Raw genomic sequence first — 15,947 nt, 5'->3', positions numbered from 1 at the left:
TCCCACCCCCGCACAAAATCTCACGCCCTCTTCACGCTTCAGTAACCAACTTCGGTAACCATAAGCCTCGTGTTCCCGTGCTGCGTCAGCGTAAGAGTGAGTAACCAATGGCTTCTGTCTTTCCGATTGCCGAACTCCGCCGTTCGTCCGACCCGCTCGCCTGGGTCGACAGCATCATCAAGGGCGATTGCGTCTCAGCTCTCGAAGCCCTTCCCGACAAATCGGTCGACGTCATCTTTGCGGACCCGCCGTACAACCTGCAGCTCGGCGGCGCGCTGCATCGCCCCGATCAGTCGCTCGTCGATGCCTGCGACGACGAGTGGGACCAGTTCGCCTCCTTCGAGGCCTATGACGCCTTCACCCGCGCCTGGTTGCTCGCCTGCCGCCGCGTGTTGAAGCCGACGGGCACGATCTGGGTCATCGGCAGCTATCACAACATTTTCCGCGTTGGCGCGACGTTGCAGGACATGAATTTCTGGATCCTCAACGACATCGTCTGGCGCAAGACCAACCCGATGCCGAATTTCAAGGGCCGTCGCTTCCAGAACGCCCATGAAACGATGATCTGGGCCTCGCCCGATCCGAAGGCCAAGGGCTATACCTTCAACTACGATGCGATGAAGGCCTCGAACGACGACGTTCAGATGCGTTCCGACTGGCTCTTCCCGATCTGCTCGGGCGGCGAGCGGCTGAAGGGCGACGACGGCAAGAAGGTCCATCCGACCCAGAAGCCGGAAGCGCTGCTCGCCCGCGTCATCATGGCGTCGACCAAGCCGGGTGACATCGTGCTCGATCCCTTCTTTGGCTCCGGCACCACGGGTGCTGTCGCCAAGCGTCTCGGCCGTCATTTCGTCGGCATCGAGCGCGAGCAGGATTATATCGATGCAGCCTCGGCCCGCATCGCCGCCGTCGAACCGCTCGGCAAGGTTGAACTGACCGTGATGACCGGCAAGAAGGGAGAGGCACGCGTCGCCTTCAACACGCTGGTCGAAAGCGGCCTGGTCAAGCCCGGCCAGGTTCTGACCGATGCCAAGCGCCGCCATTCCGCGATCATCCGCGCCGATGGCACGCTGGTCTCGAACGGCGAGGCCGGATCCATCCATCGCCTCGGCGCCAAGGTGCAAGGGCTTGATGCCTGCAATGGCTGGACCTTCTGGCACTTCGAGGAAGAGGGCGCCTTAAAGCCGATCGACGACCTGCGCTCGATTGTCCGCGCCGGCATGGGCAAGCTCGGCTGAGAGCCGAGCCGATCAACCCAATCAAAGACGCCCGCTCATCTCAAGCGGGCGTTTTGCGTTCGGCAACCACGACGTCATCCTCGGCCTTGTGCCGAGGATCTGCCAAGGCTGAATGAGTTCAACGGGTGTAGATGCTCGGGACAAGCCCGAGCATGACGAAATGAGCACGTCAGCCCTCTTCATCCGCTTCATTCGAACATGTGGTCCATCCGCTCTGAGACCCGTCACACCTTGTAGTCGGTCACTTCGACCGAGATGATCTGGCCCTTGTCGTTGAAGGTGATCGTCTCTTCGCCAAAACGCACCAGCGGTTCGCCGGTCTGCGCATGCGTCGCCTTCAGCCGCCACACGGCGCGCGCTGCCATCGGCGACACCGCCTCCGTCAATTCGTCGACGGCCACCTGATCCGGATAGGTATCGAAATAGCGCCGGAACGCCGCCATGATCTCGGCCTTGCCCGAGAGCTGGCCGACCTTCACCGAACCATAGACGGCATCTTCGGCGAAGAAGGCGTCGATGGTGGTGAAATCGAGCGCATTGATCGCCTCATGAAAGGTGCGGGCAGCAGCGACGGGATCGAAAGACATGGGGTCTCCAGGGCAGATTAGCGACAGGGCCGGGGGAGGAAGAGCCGGCAATTGCGTCGGACGGGTTTCGTTTACGGTATCTAGTCATCGAGACCAGTTTCGGACAAGCCGGCAACCGTACCACCACACACACAAACACGGACGACGTCAGTCAATCGACCCGCCCGGAACGCCTTCGGTCGCTTGCGACCGGAACTGGCGCGGGTCGGGGTCCGCCAACTCCACCCGCGCCTATTTTTTTGTCAGCGCTGACTTTACACACCGACGCCCAGCGCCAGAAGATCCGCCTTCAGTTGATCCGCCCCGGTAAAATGCACGGCCTGCCAGCCGGCGGCGCGCGCACCTTCGACATTGGGGAAACTGTCGTCGATGAAGACGCTATGCGCCGGGGACAGGTCGAAATCTTTCGCATGGCGCTGGTAAATCGCCACATCCGGCTTGATCAGGCCGACTTCGCCCGACACGGTGACGCCGCGCGGCGCGTTCAGGAAGGGGTACATCTTGCGCGCTTCGCCAAAGGTGTCGGCGGCAAAATTGGTCAACATCGTCACGTCATGGCCCGATGCGATCAGGCTCGTCATGATCGCGACGCTGTCCTCATAGGCATGCGGGACCATCTCGGCCCAATGGAGCCGGAAAGCGCGGATCTTGTCCTCGTGCTCGGGAAATTCGCCAATGAGCAGGGCCTCCGCCTCGGCCCAGCTGCGGCCGCGATCCTGCTCGATGTTCCAGTCATGGGTGCAGACGGTCGCAAAGAACTTCGCCCGTTCGTCCGGATCGGGAATGATCCGCTGATACGGCAGGTTTGGATCGTAATGGATCAGCACCTTGCCGATGTCGAAGACGATATGGCGAATCTCGGTCATGTTTTATCCCTTAGGAGTTGGAAAGGCTGTCGGAATAGCCGCCACAATTGCCTTCTTCATGACGGTTGGCAGCGCCTCCCCATCAAGTTCGATGACCGGCACCCAGAAACCGTGATCTCCCGGGGGTATGTCGATCGGCCCGGCGCGGAAGATGGAGAGCCGCAGTTCGAAATGGGTGAAGACATGGCTGATGGCGCCGGCCGGCTGCCAGGCGGCGGGGAAGGGGGCGGCATCCACTCCGGTCTCGCCATCCTGCCGCGAGGTCCAGGCTGTCGTCGGCACTTCCGTCATGCCGCCCAGAAGCCCGCTGTCGACACGCTTGCGCAACAGCAACCGCCCGTCGCGGTCCACCGCAATGAAGGCGGCCCCCAGGCGGACGGGTTTTGCCTTCTTCGCCGCCTTGACCGGAAAACGTTCGGGATCATCGGTTGCCAAGGCAAGGCAGTCGCCGTTGAACGGACAGAGCGCGCAGGCGGGTCGCTTGGGCGTGCAGATCGTGGCACCCAGATCCATCATCGCCTGGGCAAAATCGCCCGGCCGGTCGGTTGGGGTCAGGTCTGCAACCTTGGCCTTCATCTGCGGCTTGGATCCCGGCAGCGGCGCATCGATGGCGAAGAGCCGCGAGATCACCCGCTCGACATTGCCGTCCATCACGGCGGAGGGACGGTTGAAGGCGATCGCCGCAATCGCTGCCGAGGTATAGTCGCCGATGCCGGGAAGGGCCCGCAAGCCTTCTTCAGTGTCGGGAAAGGTCCCGCCATGCTCGAAGGCAACGGCTTCCGCACATTTCTTCAGATTGCGCGCCCGGGCATAGTAGCCAAGCCCCGCCCAGGCCGCCATCACATCCTCGTTCGGCGCCTTCGCGAGGTCCGTCACCGTCGGCCAGCGGCTGATGAACTTGGCGAAATACGCCTTCACCGCTGCCACCGTCGTCTGCTGCAGCATGACTTCCGACATCCAGATGTGATAAGGGTCCGGCACCGCCCCGTCTTTGGCTGCAGCAGGCGAAATGCGCCATGGCAGGTCCCTGTGATGCCGGTCATACCAAGCGAGAAGAATGGCGCTCTTGTCTTGCTTCATCGGTTGTGCGGTAGCCTTGATGCGGTTAGACGGTGGCGCGGCCAAAGCCGTAACCAATGACCCGGAGAGATCATGCAGCTACAACGCTCCGACCTGACCCGCAATACGACATGGGCGCTGTTCGCCATCCTGAGCTTGTCTTCCCTTCATAAGGCGGTGATGGATTTCAGTTTTATGGGAACGGCGGGCCTTGCGCTGATTTATCTCCTCATCGGAGTGCTGAAGCCGCGGCTGGATGGTGCGATTGGTTTGTTCGTAGCCCTTTCCGGCCTCTATTTCGCTGTTCAGCTGATCTATTTTCTCATGCACTTCGGGACTTATTTCCCCAAGCCGGACGACGAGTGGAGCCAGCCGCTCAAGCACATCAACTTCCTCCTTCCCTTCTTTGTCGCGGCGCGATTGGCGACGGTTCCGCGCGAAAGTCTTCTGCGCACCATGTGGATCGCGGCGGCCGTTTGGGGGCTGGTGTCGCTTCCAATCGCTCTCTACCAGGGGCTCATCCTCAATATGCGGGTCGAGGGTGGGGCTGGCAACGCTATCCCCTTCGCTGCAATGAGCGCGCTCTTTTCAAGCTTTGCGCTCTTGGGTTTCAACGATCCCGACAGACGCTACCGCTGGCTTGCGGCAGCGGGCTTCTGCGCAGGTTTTCTCTGCGTACTCTTCTCCCAGACCAAGAGCATCATACCAGTCCCCCTCTTCGGGCTCGGCTTGTACTGGTTGATCTTTCTTCGCGGCCGCATGAAAGTTCGGCATGTTTGCCTGGCTGTTGTGGGGATTCTGCTCTTTATGGGAGTGGGATTGTATGTTTCCGATAGCTGGCAGCGCTTTTCCGACATCTGGGCGATCGCGGTCGAGGGCGACGAAACCGCACAACTCGGGGGGTCCTATACCGAGCGCCTGACCATGTGGTCCCAAGGACTTAATGGTGTTCTTGAGGCACCGTGGTCCGGACATGGCTTCCAGAACCGCCGCCATTTCATCGGTCTGCTCGGCTATGACTACAATCATTGGCACAATGGGTTCATTACGGCCGCCTTCGACAATGGCATTCCCGGTCTCGTGGCTTTGGTTCTGCTGCTGTTCTGCCCGGTATGGATCGCATGGCGCTGTCCGCGCGACAAACTGTTCAGCCCGCGCCTGTTCATGGCTACAATTCTTGTTTTCGTTTATGTCTGGGGCGGCGCGGTCAACCAGATCTTTGGTCATGTGATCTACAATGCCCTTTTCCTCTGGGTTGGTCTGGTGATCGCAGTTTCGGCTGCCCCAAAAGCGAGTGACGATGTCCAAGGATCAGCCTAGCCGCAGAGGTGCCCATCAGATCTCCGAGATCGCCAATGGCATCGTTGATCCGGTGCTTGCGCGCCGCGCCGGTATCAACACGGCACTGCTCGGCTCCTGGGAGGACATCGTCGGGGAGAGTTTCGCCGATTGCACCCGGCCGGAAAAGATCGCCTGGCCGCGGCGTGGCGATCTTGCCGAAGACGGCGGCCATCGGCCGGGGGTCTTGACCATCGCCTGCGAGGGCGCACGCGCCCTTTTCCTGTCCCATGCCCAGGGCGAGCTGATCGCCCGCATCAACGGCTTCTTCGGCTACCCGGCGATCGGCCAGATCCGTATCGTGCAGAAGCCGGTCTCGAATGCGGCGCTTCGCCGCCCGACGCTTCAAAAGCTGCAGGGTGAAAAGGCGCGCCGCTTGGAGACGATGATGGACGGCATCGAGGACGACAATCTGCGCCGCGCCATCGAACGCCTCGGCACTGCGGTGCTGTCGAAGGCCAAAGGGCCGTCCGGGCCGGGTCGCTGAGGCCGAGGAAAAAAAGCGGCCATGAATTCGAGCGACCTTCTGACCAGATCTAGCTCAAACCTCCACGTTATCGCCGTTCTGCTAATGTCCGCTTCTCGTTTGAAACCAGAGACGCACAGAAACAGGGTATGCGCGTGCGACAGTGATTAAAACAGATTCTTGAGATAAGTGGCTCGCTCGATTTCCAGATCTTGAACCGTGATGCTACCGACGTCTGGAAGGAGCTCTCTCAATCTCTCAATGATCGTCCGGTTCAGCGTTGTACGCGTTGCCTCATCGCGCCCTTCCATGAGGAGGAGGGTGGCATGGACAAAGGTCTGGGGATCGGTGCCAATGCGAAAATAAGCGACGGGCTTCGCGCGAACTTTAATGTCGGAGGCTTCAAAAACAGGACTCCCCGCAAGTTCCGTGAACAACTTTTCGCAGACCAATTGCATATCGTATTTCCGCTCGATGCCCTCGGAGAACTCAATCGAGAGATGGGGCATATGGTGTCCTTTCCTGGCCAAAAATGTCCAAGTTTCGAGCAGACTGCGTGCGCTGCGGCTCTTTCTGAACAGTCCATTGAGCTGCGGAACATCGAATTTCTTGTTCCTTATCAACGTATTCAGATGATCGTGCAAGCGGACACTGATTGGAGTTATAGCAACGACAGCAATGTCTGCCCCGTGACAAACGCACACTCTTCCCGTCGTGTTGTTTTCGCGTCGCGGCATAAACATGCTGCAATGCGGCGGCCATCTTTGGGCCGATTGCCCCTAAGCGTTGCCGCCTGCCTCGGGTGATGTCTACCATTTGCGCAAGACCAATCCGTGGTCGAGCTCCCCGTTATGGATTCCAAAGTGAATCTTCACAGTCCGACACGCAACGCTGGGTCCCTGAACGACCCGTCAGCCTCACAGGCAACCGCCAAAGCGGCAGACTGTGCAACGACCTCCCGCGTCCTCACTCCCACAGCCTCCCGCAGCTCGGACCGCTTCGCCACGATCACCGCCTCACTCCTCTTTGCCCTCGTTGCCGGCATGGATGGGCTTTCCACCAGCATCGCCTTTGCCGCCCTGATCTTCACGGGCGCGCTTGCCTCGGGCTTCGGCATGGGTGTCGGCCTGATCCTCCTCTCCAGCGTCGTGCTGGTTCTGGCCATGGCGCTGTTCAGCCGTTATCCCTCCAGCATTGGCCAGGTGCGCAAACCAAGCGTTGCCATCCTCGCCTCGGCCATCGCAGCAGCAACCTCGGCGATGACGGATGCGACCGATGAGACGAGGTTGCTGACCGCCTTTGCCGTCTTGGCCGTGAGCGGACTTTCAACCGGTATTGTCTTCTGGCTCTTCGGCGCCTTCGGTTTCGGCAGGCTCATCCGGTTCCTGCCCTTTTCCGTCATCGCCGGCTTCCTGGCAGGCTCCGGCGCGCTGATGGTCGAGGGTGCCGTGATGATGGTGCTGGGTAAGGGAGGGTTTGCCGCGTTGTTGCAACCCCATGAGCTCCCGGTCCTCGGCAATCTGCTGGTGGCCATCATCTTTGCCATCGTCTTGTTGTGGTGCCTCGGCCGTTTTGCCAGTCCCGCCACGGGGCCGCTTGTGATGCTCGGAGGCGGCCTGCTCTTTTACGGATTGCTGGTCGCGATCGGCCTGCCGCTCGAACAGGCCCGCCGCATCCACTGGCTGCCGGCCATGCCACCATCGGGTGGCCTCGACCTGCCATCGCCGCTCGCCGTCTTTTTTGGCGCAGACTGGTGGGCGGTGGCCCATACGCTTCCGGCGGTTTCTTCCGTCATCCTTCTCAGCATGATCGGCCTTCTTCTCAATTCCAGCGGTCTCGAAGTTGCCACCCGCCGGGAAATCGATGCCAACCGCGAGATGCGCACCGCCGGCCTCGCCAATATTGTCGTCGGTCTGATCGGCGGGCCGCCGGGTTTTGCCAGCCTGTCCATGACCATGCTCGCCAACCGCATGGGAGCAAGGACACGGCTTGTCGGCCTCGCCACCGCAGCCGTTTTGCTGTTGATGCTGCCCTTTGCCGGACAGCTCGCCGGCATCATGCCGGTCTTCATCGCCGCCGGCCTGATGATGACGCTTGGCTTTGAAATGCTGCATGACTGGTTGTGGAAATCGCGCCGCCAGTTGAGCCAAAGCGAGTGGCTGACGGTGCTCGCCATCCCGCTCGGCATGGTCGTCATGGGTTTCCTCCCCGGGATGGCGCTTGGCCTCGCCCTCTCCGTCGTCACCTTCGTCTACAACTACGCCAGTCTCTCCGTCATCCGTGTCGAAGCCTCGTCCCGCGAGCGCCGGTCGAGCGTCGATCGCCCGATTGCCGAAAACGCCGTGATCGAGCGGGAAGGGGACCGCGTCCAGCTGCTCGAACTGCAGGAATTCCTCTTCTTCGGCACCGCTGAACAGGTGATGGACCGGATCCGCCAGCGCCTGCGCAATCAGACGCGCCTGCGGCTCGATTATGTGGTCCTCGATTTCCGTCGGGTGAGCGGCATGGATGCCGCCGCCGCGATCACCTTCCTGAAGACCCGCAATCTCGTTGCGGCCGAAGGCGCGGTTCTGATCTTCTGCGGACTGTCCGGCGAGACGGAACGCACCCTGTGCCGCAACGGCATCGATCTGGACGACGACGCGGCGCTGCTCCGTCTACCCGATCTCGACCGCGCCCTGGAGCACTGCGAGCAACATCTGCTCGCAGGCGCCTTGAGGCAACAAGGCTGGCAGAATGTCGAAGACTATCTCGCCCGCACCATCGGGCCGAACGACCGCCTGCACGACCTCGTCGCCATCATGCAGCGCGTCGACGTGGCGCCCGGTGATCGCATCATCCGCGCCGGCGAGATCGGTGACGATCTTTTCCTCCTCTGGAAAGGCCGTGCCAAGATCGAGGCCCGCCTGCCGAATGGCCGCACCTTGCGCCTGCGCACCGTCACACCGGGTGTCGTCCTCGGTGAAATCGCGATCTACCGCGACGGCCCCCGCACCGCCGACGTCGTTGCCGAACTGCCGTCCACGGTCTACAGGCTCGCCCGCAGCGCGTTGCTCCGTCTCGAACAAACCGACCCGCAGCTGGCCGTCCTGGTACACCTGCTCTGCGCCACGACGCTTGCCGAGCGCCTGACCATCGCCAATCGCGTCGTCCAGGCGCTGCACGAATGAGAAGCCAAATTTGCCAACGCGCACAAAGGCTTCCGCCGACATCATCGGCCAAGTTTGGGCGCATCGGATGCCGCCCGTTGTCGGGTGCTGAAGCCGGGTCTACCAATCGGTCAAACTCCTCGCCTCCCTGGTGCATCGACCCGCCAGCTTGCAGGAATGGCCACGGTGAACGTCAGCAATTACAAGTTCCAGCCTGAACTGCCCGCCGATGCCGTCATTCCGGCACGGGAGGCAACGGTGCCGAAAACTCTGCCTAAGGGGCGGCTGGCAAGGCTTGCAGCACCTCTGCTTTTTGCCGGCATTGCTGGCATTGACGGTCTCGGCACCAGCATCGCTTTTGCCGCTCTCATCTTCACCGGCCCGCTTGCCGCCGGTTTCGGCATGGGGGTCGGTGTCATCCTGCTCTCCTGCGTCGTCATCGCGCTGCTGATTGCCCTGCGCAGCCGCTATCCCTCCAGCGTCGGTCAGGTTCAGGAGGCAAGCATCGCGATCCTCGCGACAGCCATCGCCGGAGCCATGGCCCAGCCGTCGCTCCAGTCGGCCTCCGAAGCGGCGCGCATCGACACCGCCTTTGCCATTCTCGGCACAAGCGCGGTGGTCACCGGCGCAATCTTCTGGATTTTCGGCGCCTGCCGCTTTGGCCGGCTGGTGCGTTTCATGCCCTTCTCGGTGGTGGCAGGCTTCCTCGCAGGCTCCGGTTTTCTGCTCATCCAGGGCGCAATCATGATGGTGGTCGGTGATCGCTCGCTGGCACAACTTCTCATCCAGCCTCTTGGCCACCAGGCCCTCGCCAATCTCTATATCGCGCTGATCTTCGCCATTGTGCTGACGCTGGCGTTGAAAAATGCCAGCAACCCCGTAACCGCACCTCTCGTCATGCTCGCGGGCGCGTTGCTGTTCTACGCAATGCTGGCGGTGATCGGCGCCAGTGCGGAACAGGCCCGTATGCTGCAGTGGTTGCCGTCCATGCCGCCGACATCGGGACTGCAATTGCCGTCACCGCTCGCCATCGTCACCGGCGCGGATTGGGGTGTGGTCGCCCATGCGCTTCCGGCCATTGCCTCGGTGGCTCTGCTCAGCATGGTCGGTGTTCTCCTGAACACCAGCGGGCTGGAGGTCGCGACGCGCCGTGAGATCGATGCCGATGCCGAACTGCGCATCGCTGGCCTTGCCAACCTCGTGGCAGGCGGCCTCGGTGGCGCTCCGGGCTTTTCGGGGCTGAGCATGACCCTGCTCGCCAACCGCATGGGCGCGCATGCCCGTTCTGTCGGCATCGCCACGGCCGGCGTCCTGCTTTTGATGCTGCCCTTTGCCAGCCAGCTGGCCGGCGCCATGCCCACCTTCATCGCCGCCGGCCTGATGCTCACCCTCGGTTTCGAGCTGATCCACGACTGGCTCTGGGGTTCGCGCCGCCAGCTGCCTGTCAGCGAATGGCTGGTGGTCCTTGCCATTCCGCTTGGCATGCTGGCCTTCGGCTTCATCGGCGGCATGGCGCTGGGCCTGGCGCTGTCGATTGTCACCTTCGTCTACAACTATGCCCGCCTCTCGGTAATCCGGGCCGATACGTCAGGGCGTCAGCGCCGCTCCAGCATCGATCGTCCCATCGCCGAAAACGCTGTGCTGGATCTCGAGGGCGATCAGGTCCAGGTTCTGGAACTCCAGGAATTCCTCTTCTTCGGCACCGTCGAGCAGATCATCGGCGCCGTTCGCCAGCGGCTTGCCGATCGCACGCGACTGTCGCTGCGCTTCGTCATTCTCGATTTCCGCCGGGTGAGCGGCATGGACGCCGCCGCCTGCGCCGCCTTCGTCAAGATCCGCAACATGCTGGTGGCAAGCGAGGTCGAGCTTCTGGTCTGCGGCTTGAACAAACGGGTCGAGACGGCGCTGCGCCGCAATGGTCTCGATGTCGTGGACGACCCGACCGTCGGTATCGAGCGCGATCTCGATCATGCGCTGGAACGCTGTGAGGAGCGCCTGCTGGCGAGTTTGCCGCGCGAGGTCGACTGGAACGATGTCGAGGACTATCTGGCCCAGACCATCGGCCCCAATGCCAGGCTGCACGATCTGGTTGCCGCGATGGAGCGGATCGATCTTGAGCCCGGTGATCGTTTTATTCGCGCCGGAGAGCCCGGCGACGATCTGTTCCTGTTGTGGAAGGGCAGGGCCAAGGTCGAGGCCCGCCTGCCGGATGGCCGGTCCTTGCGCCTGCGCACGGTGAAGCCCGGTGTCGTGCTCGGGGAAATCGCGATCTATCGGGGCGGTCCGCGCACGGCCGATGTCGTCGCCGAAGTCCCCTCGACCGTCTACCGTCTCGTCAGGCAACAGCTGCGTCATCTGGAAAAGGCGGATCCGCAATTGGCACTTCTCATCCATCGGCTCTGTGCCACGACGCTCGCCGAACGCCTCACCATCGCCAACCGGGTGGTGCAGTCGCTGCACGAGTAGATTTCCGTCGGCACCCGGTGGAGTCCTTGAGGACACGCTACTTGTTCGTCGCCGTAAACACGCCGTCCCAGTCTTCTGTGGCTCTCTCGGGCAGGGCAGACAGCCGGTCGCGGTAGAGCGCATGCGTGCCGGTAAGCGGATTGGCTGGCAAGTTCGCCAAATCCTCGATCATCCGCCGGCACGCGGCAAAATCGCCGGCCTGCCAGGCATCGATAAAGGCATCGTGCCTAGCGAGCACCGGCGCCATGTCGGTAACAGCAGCATCGCTGTTGCGGCCGAGCAGCGTATAGAGCCGCACCGCCGCCCGCCGTCCCATGACCCTCACCCGATCCACCTCGGCAAAGACGAAACCGGGCGCCTGACGGACCACGTCTTCCGTGACCAGGATTGCGACGTCATAGAGCTTGGTCATGCCCTCGACGCGGGACGCGAGATTGACGCTGTCGCCAAGGCAGGAATAGCTGAAGCGCTGATCGGAGCCGAGATTGCCGACGCAGGCCATGCCGGTGTTCAGCCCGATGCCGATCTTGAGCGAGGTGCCCTGCTGGCGGTTCAGCGCCTCCAGAGCCGCAATCATGGCCAGCGAGGCGCCACAGGCCTTCTTCGCATGATCCTCGATATCGAGCGGTGCGTTCCAGAAGGCCATGATCGCATCGCCGATATATTTGTCGATCGTCGCCTCGCGCTCCAGAAGCACGTCGGTCATCGGCGTCAGAAAGCCGTTGAGCAGGGCTGTCAGTTCGGTTGGCGTGAGGCTCTCCGAGAGCGTGGTGAAGCCGCGAATGTCGGAAAACAGGATGGTCAGTTCGCGGTCCTCGCCGCCGAGTTTCAGCCCTTCCGGGTCTTCCGATAGCCGTTCGACCAGCGTCGGTGACAGATAGCGACCAAAACTTTCGCGCACGAAGCGCTTTTCCCGGTGGGTCAGCATCAAGAGCAGGGGGAGCGAGGTGAGCAGCACGGAGGCAAGTCCGGCGAGCGGAAGAAGCGGATCGAACAGCACCAGCGCTTTTGAGAATGCGAGCCAGGAGACAGCCGCGATCCCGGCCGAAAGCAGCACGGCGGAGGCGACGGCGATTGCCGGTGAGCCGAGTGCCAGAACCGCAAGCAACAAAAGCCCCGCAACGACGGCGAGACCGCGTTCCGCACCCGTGATCCAGTCCGGCCGCTGCAGGAACACACCGCTGGCGATCTGGTCGATAATCTCGGCATGCACCTTCACCCCCGGCATGGCCGGATCAACGGGGGTTGCCACGAGATCGCGCAAGCCGACGGCGCTGGTGCCGATCAGCAGAATACGGCCCTCAATCTGGCCGGCAAGTGTGGCCGCCTTGGAAGGATCAAGAAGGTCCGCCGCCGAAATCACCGGCATGGCCGGCAGGCCGGAGTAATAGATCCACATCTCGCCACCGGGGCCGACCGGCACCTCGAGCGCCCCGACACGCAGGTCGGTCATGGCGAGCCGGCCTCCGCTCTGCGCCGAGCGCACGATGAAGGAGCCGGCCTGCTGGGCAATGCGCAGCGTTTCGATCGAGAGGGCGGGATAAAGCGTGCCCCTGGCCGTCGAGACCAGCGGAAAACTCCGGATGATATTGTCGGGCGACGGCGGGAAGGAGAAGTAACCGACAGCCGTGGTCGCCTGCGTCAGAACAGGCAGATTGGAGAGCGCACCGGAAAATCGGTTGAGTGCGGGGCTCGGGTCTTCGCCCAGGAAGGAAAAGCCGGCTTTCGGCGGCGCGACCGGCGCCTGGGTTTCGTTGGTCAGCGCAATGCCGAGCGCCACGGGATGGACGCGTGCTGCCTCGGCCAGGGCGATATCCGGATCAGGCAGGTCGGTTCCCGCCATGTCGAGGAAAACACCCTGGCGGCGCATTTCCGCAATCAGCCGGGAAGGTGCGGTCCGGTCCGGTTCGGAAAACACGATGTCGAAGCCGACCGCCGCAGCCCCGAATGCGCTTGCCCGCGTCACCATGTCGGCCACCACCCGCCGCGACCACGGCCACTGGCCGAGCCTCGCGATCGAGGCCTCGTCGATATCGATGACCGCCACCGGCGGGTCCGTCGCCTCCCGCGGCTTGAAGCTCTGATAGCTGTCGAAGACCAAGGCGGTCAGGCGAAAGGCCTGGTCGGCGAAGACGGCATGGAGCGTGACCACCCCTGTCAACGCCGCCGCTCCGATCAGCATGACGCCGAGCCGCCGACGCTGGGAGGAGGAAAGCCGCCGTGTTGGGCGGGCCTGTGGCCGCCGGGTCTCCGCCATGCGGTCGGTCACGGAACGACGCCCGTGGTGCTTCCGGCAAAGATGCCTGTCGACGACCAGGTGCCGTCGATAGCCGTGAAGTTCCCCATCACGCCCCTGACATTGCCGGACGGAGTGCCGGTGCCATCCGAGGCGAAGGCGCCGGTGACGCTGGTGGCAATGCCGATCGTCGATGAACTGGTAAGCGTCGACACCGGATTGCCGCCGGACTGGAAGCTCACATTGGCGCCGAACGTGCCTTTGCCGTCATAATTGCTGATCTCGACTGTACCGGTGCGCGCGCCGAAATTCATCGTCGCCGCGAGGTTCCCCGTCGCGATGTATTGCGCACCGTTGTTCAGCACCGTCCCGACGGCATTGCCGGTATAGGTCGCGCTGCCCGTTGTGGGAACGGCCGTGTTCGCCGGCCGCTCTCCGATGATCCAGTTGCCGAGATGAACCTTGTAGTCGACTTCGCCGTAAAGGTTTCGACCCCACCAGCCCCAGGTCATGAACTCGCAACTGGTGCAGATCTGCGCCGACGTGTTGCCATTGAAGATCTTTGCCGGAACGGCCGCAGATGAGACCATATAGGTCCCGTCCTTGGAACTGGTCGCCGCCATCAGCGTGTCGCTGAGATAGGTCCGGTCGTCATTACCGTAGAAGTCGGCATAATAATCCCCGCCGACGGACGTGATCCCGCCGGTGAAGGTGCCTTGGGTGGCATCGAAGGTGACGGTCGCCCGTCCCGCGCGGATCGTATTGGAGCCAAACGACCGCAGCACCCACGACGAAAAACCCGTCCGCGTCTGGCTGCCGAAGCTTCTCACTGCCGCAGTTGATGCCGCGTCATTGCGACCCGCGACATGCACATAGTCATAACCCTGGAATTCACCGTCAGGGTCTCCGAAGTCGACGGTCGGGAGGCTGCCGGTCCCGACGACCAAGTACTCGCCGCCGCTACCATAGAACTGGTCGCCTCCGGCCGTCGAACCGATCGTCGTGGTGATCCCCTGACCGTGCGAGGCCTGGCTGTTCGCGGTGTCCCGACCCGAACCCGCAGTCGAGCCGGTCAATCCATATCCGCCACCCTGCAACAAGCCGATGCTGCCTGCCGTGACATTGATCGCACTTGTCTGACTGGTGCCGGCACCGTCGATCAAAAGGGATGCCTGCATGGCACGCCCGATTTTTCCGTTGCTGGTGGAAACACCGGCAACAAGCAGGTCGCTGGCGACTGTCGGCCCGGCGGGAAAACCGCTGGTGAAGGGGATGGTGATGCCATCCGCATTCACCATCGCCGCGTTGAGCACATCCGGCTTCAGCACATAGTGAAGGATCTGCCCGCTCGAAAGCGTGCTTGTGGCATTCGCCGGCGTGCCGCCGATCACATAGAACGGGTCACCGGACCCATTGGTGAGCAGATAGGCGACAAAACCGTTGCTGCCGGTATAGGCGGTGCCGCTGACGGCGGCACCATTGGCTGTGCCGTTGGCCGTCTGCGATATCAGCGACGAGGTCGATGCGAGTGCGGGAAGAATGAAGCTGTCGGCGCCGTAGCTGCCGGTAATGGTCCCGTCCGCATTCTGCGTGACCGTCCCGGAACGCGTGTTCACCTTGCCCGACGAACCGACGCCGACACTGACGCTGGCGCTGCTTGGCACGGGGACTTCGACGCCGGGATTTTCCTCCGGCACCTCAGGCCGCGTATTGTCCCGCGTCGATGTTGCCGCGATCTCGTCCGGCGATGCCACCGGCAAGGGCCGGGGGCGGGGAACGGGTATGTTGTTCCTCGCCACCGGTTGCTGTGAATTGCTGGTCGCCACCTGGCTGTTGCGCACGCTCTGGTCGGTCGGCACCATCTTCGCGCCGCCGGTCAGGCCCGGCCGACCGGCGAGATATTGCTGCAGGCTGCTCACCCAGAGGGATGGTGTCCGCCTGACGCTGTTGCCGCCATCGCCGGCGACGATCGAAAAGCCCGGCCGGAAGACGCGTTCCGAACTGCCGCGGCTGTTCAATTCCACCTGCTTGCCGAACACCAGCGAGACATGCGGCGGGATCACCTGGCCGTCGGCGGTCCGGCCGTCGAGGTTGATGTCGACAACGGCGCCGCGAATGCCGGCGGTGCCGATCGGCGTGTCGATCTTCACGTCACCGCTCGCTTTCGAAGCCTTGCCGCCGATGAAGCGCAGGGCCCCCTTGGTCATGGTGGCGGCGAGCGATGCCGTCTGCTTTTCCGGATCGTAGACGAAGCTGTCGATGACGATGGAGGAGTTTGGCCCGACCGTGAACGACGTGCCGTCGGCAAGCAGGATCTGCACCAGGCCCTCCGGTCCGGTCTCGATGCGCTGGTCGCGCACCACGGGATCGCCAAGCGAGATCAGCTTGCGCTTTCCGCCCGGCTGGAGGGCCGAGGCGGTCGGGTTTACTGCGGCCGTCACACCGGCGACATTGGCCTCGGCACGGCTGGGGGCGGCGGCGGCCATGGACATGGCGACGGAAGCAGCAAGGAGCGCGGAGGTCGACAGGATGCGGTTCATGG

At 62.8% G+C, this 15,947-nt stretch carries 11 protein-coding genes; 5 read left to right on the top strand and 6 right to left on the bottom strand.

Going from position 1 to position 15,947, the window contains the following annotated elements; translation table 11 throughout:
- Positions 1-107: 107 nt before the first annotated feature.
- Positions 108-1,238, top strand: coding sequence for a site-specific DNA-methyltransferase (locus DMY87_RS01875; protein WP_110789581.1), 1,131 nt, complete (start codon positions 108-110; stop codon positions 1,236-1,238).
- A gap of 224 nt (positions 1,239-1,462) precedes the next feature.
- Here DMY87_RS01875 and DMY87_RS01870 read toward each other — a convergent pair whose 3' ends face one another.
- From DMY87_RS01870 to mutY, 3 genes are all read right to left on the bottom strand, one after another.
- Positions 1,463-1,825 (bottom strand): nuclear transport factor 2 family protein, encoded by a 363-nt coding sequence (locus DMY87_RS01870; RefSeq protein ID WP_110789580.1) that lies wholly within the window; start codon positions 1,823-1,825, stop codon positions 1,463-1,465.
- Positions 1,826-2,079: 254 nt separating this feature from the next.
- Entirely contained in the window at positions 2,080-2,691 is a 612-nt protein-coding gene (locus DMY87_RS01865) for an HAD family hydrolase (RefSeq protein ID WP_110789579.1), read from the bottom strand.
- 3 nt (positions 2,692-2,694) lie between these two features.
- Entirely contained in the window at positions 2,695-3,771 is a 1,077-nt protein-coding gene (gene mutY, locus DMY87_RS01860) for an A/G-specific adenine glycosylase (protein ID WP_110789578.1), read from the bottom strand.
- Between the two features lie 72 nt (positions 3,772-3,843).
- On the opposite strand from mutY, the gene DMY87_RS01855 reads away from it, so the two are divergent.
- Together DMY87_RS01855 and DMY87_RS01850 are read left to right on the top strand one after the other, a co-directional pair.
- The gene (locus DMY87_RS01855) at positions 3,844-5,070 is read left to right on the top strand and encodes an O-antigen ligase family protein (protein ID WP_110789577.1); all 1,227 of its coding nucleotides are present in this window, start codon (positions 3,844-3,846) and stop codon (positions 5,068-5,070) included.
- Positions 5,051-5,575, top strand: a complete 525-nt coding sequence (locus tag DMY87_RS01850) for a DUF721 domain-containing protein (RefSeq protein ID WP_110789576.1) — start codon at positions 5,051-5,053, stop codon at positions 5,573-5,575. Before DMY87_RS01855 ends, DMY87_RS01850 begins: the two co-directional genes overlap by 20 nt.
- 146 nt (positions 5,576-5,721) lie before the next feature.
- Here the strand turns inward: DMY87_RS01850 and DMY87_RS24620 are convergent, their stop codons facing one another.
- A complete protein-coding gene (locus tag DMY87_RS24620; protein WP_425353465.1) occupies positions 5,722-6,012 on the bottom strand; it encodes a 5-carboxymethyl-2-hydroxymuconate Delta-isomerase in 291 nt (96 codons plus the stop codon).
- Positions 6,013-6,417: 405 nt separating this feature from the next.
- Between DMY87_RS24620 and DMY87_RS01840 the strand changes: the two genes are divergently transcribed.
- Both DMY87_RS01840 and DMY87_RS01835 read left to right on the top strand, forming a co-directional pair.
- On the top strand, positions 6,418-8,724 hold the full coding sequence (locus DMY87_RS01840) for a SulP family inorganic anion transporter (protein ID WP_165826126.1): 2,307 nt from the start codon (positions 6,418-6,420) through the stop codon (positions 8,722-8,724).
- A gap of 165 nt (positions 8,725-8,889) precedes the next feature.
- Positions 8,890-11,169: a SulP family inorganic anion transporter gene (locus DMY87_RS01835; RefSeq protein ID WP_205908129.1), complete on the top strand. Its 2,280-nt coding sequence runs from the start codon at positions 8,890-8,892 to the stop codon at positions 11,167-11,169.
- 37 nt (positions 11,170-11,206) lie between these two features.
- Here the strand turns inward: DMY87_RS01835 and DMY87_RS01830 are convergent, their stop codons facing one another.
- Both DMY87_RS01830 and DMY87_RS01825 read right to left on the bottom strand, forming a co-directional pair.
- Positions 11,207-13,438, bottom strand: a complete 2,232-nt coding sequence (locus tag DMY87_RS01830) for a CHASE2 domain-containing protein (RefSeq protein WP_110789572.1) — start codon at positions 13,436-13,438, stop codon at positions 11,207-11,209.
- Positions 13,435-15,945: a FecR domain-containing protein gene (locus tag DMY87_RS01825; protein ID WP_110789571.1), complete on the bottom strand. Its 2,511-nt coding sequence runs from the start codon at positions 15,943-15,945 to the stop codon at positions 13,435-13,437. The genes DMY87_RS01830 and DMY87_RS01825 overlap by 4 nt, the downstream gene beginning before the upstream one ends.
- Between the last annotated feature and the right edge of the window lie 2 nt (positions 15,946-15,947).

It is taken from the genome of Peteryoungia wuzhouensis (genome assembly GCF_003205195.1).
GTDB classification, from domain to species: Bacteria; Pseudomonadota; Alphaproteobacteria; order Rhizobiales; family Rhizobiaceae; genus Allorhizobium; species Allorhizobium wuzhouense.
The sequence above is the reverse complement of the archived record's forward strand: the minus strand, read 5'-3'. Positions and strand labels throughout refer to the sequence as shown.

What these genes read in the sequence shown, in the direction of transcription:
- mutY (WP_110789578.1), bottom strand. Translation starts at nt 3,771, where the DNA reads ATGAAGCAAGACAAGAGCGCCATTCTTCTCGCTTGGTATGACCGGCAT.
- DMY87_RS01875 (WP_110789581.1), top strand. Translation starts at nt 108, where the DNA reads ATGGCTTCTGTCTTTCCGATTGCCGAACTCCGCCGTTCGTCCGACCCG.
- DMY87_RS24620 (WP_425353465.1), bottom strand. Translation starts at nt 6,012, where the DNA reads ATGCAATTGGTCTGCGAAAAGTTGTTCACGGAACTTGCGGGGAGTCCT.
- DMY87_RS01825 (WP_110789571.1), bottom strand. Translation starts at nt 15,945, where the DNA reads ATGAACCGCATCCTGTCGACCTCCGCGCTCCTTGCTGCTTCCGTCGCC.
- DMY87_RS01850 (WP_110789576.1), top strand. Translation starts at nt 5,051, where the DNA reads ATGTCCAAGGATCAGCCTAGCCGCAGAGGTGCCCATCAGATCTCCGAG.
- DMY87_RS01865 (WP_110789579.1), bottom strand. Translation starts at nt 2,691, where the DNA reads ATGACCGAGATTCGCCATATCGTCTTCGACATCGGCAAGGTGCTGATC.
- DMY87_RS01870 (WP_110789580.1), bottom strand. Translation starts at nt 1,825, where the DNA reads ATGTCTTTCGATCCCGTCGCTGCTGCCCGCACCTTTCATGAGGCGATC.
- DMY87_RS01855 (WP_110789577.1), top strand. Translation starts at nt 3,844, where the DNA reads ATGCAGCTACAACGCTCCGACCTGACCCGCAATACGACATGGGCGCTG.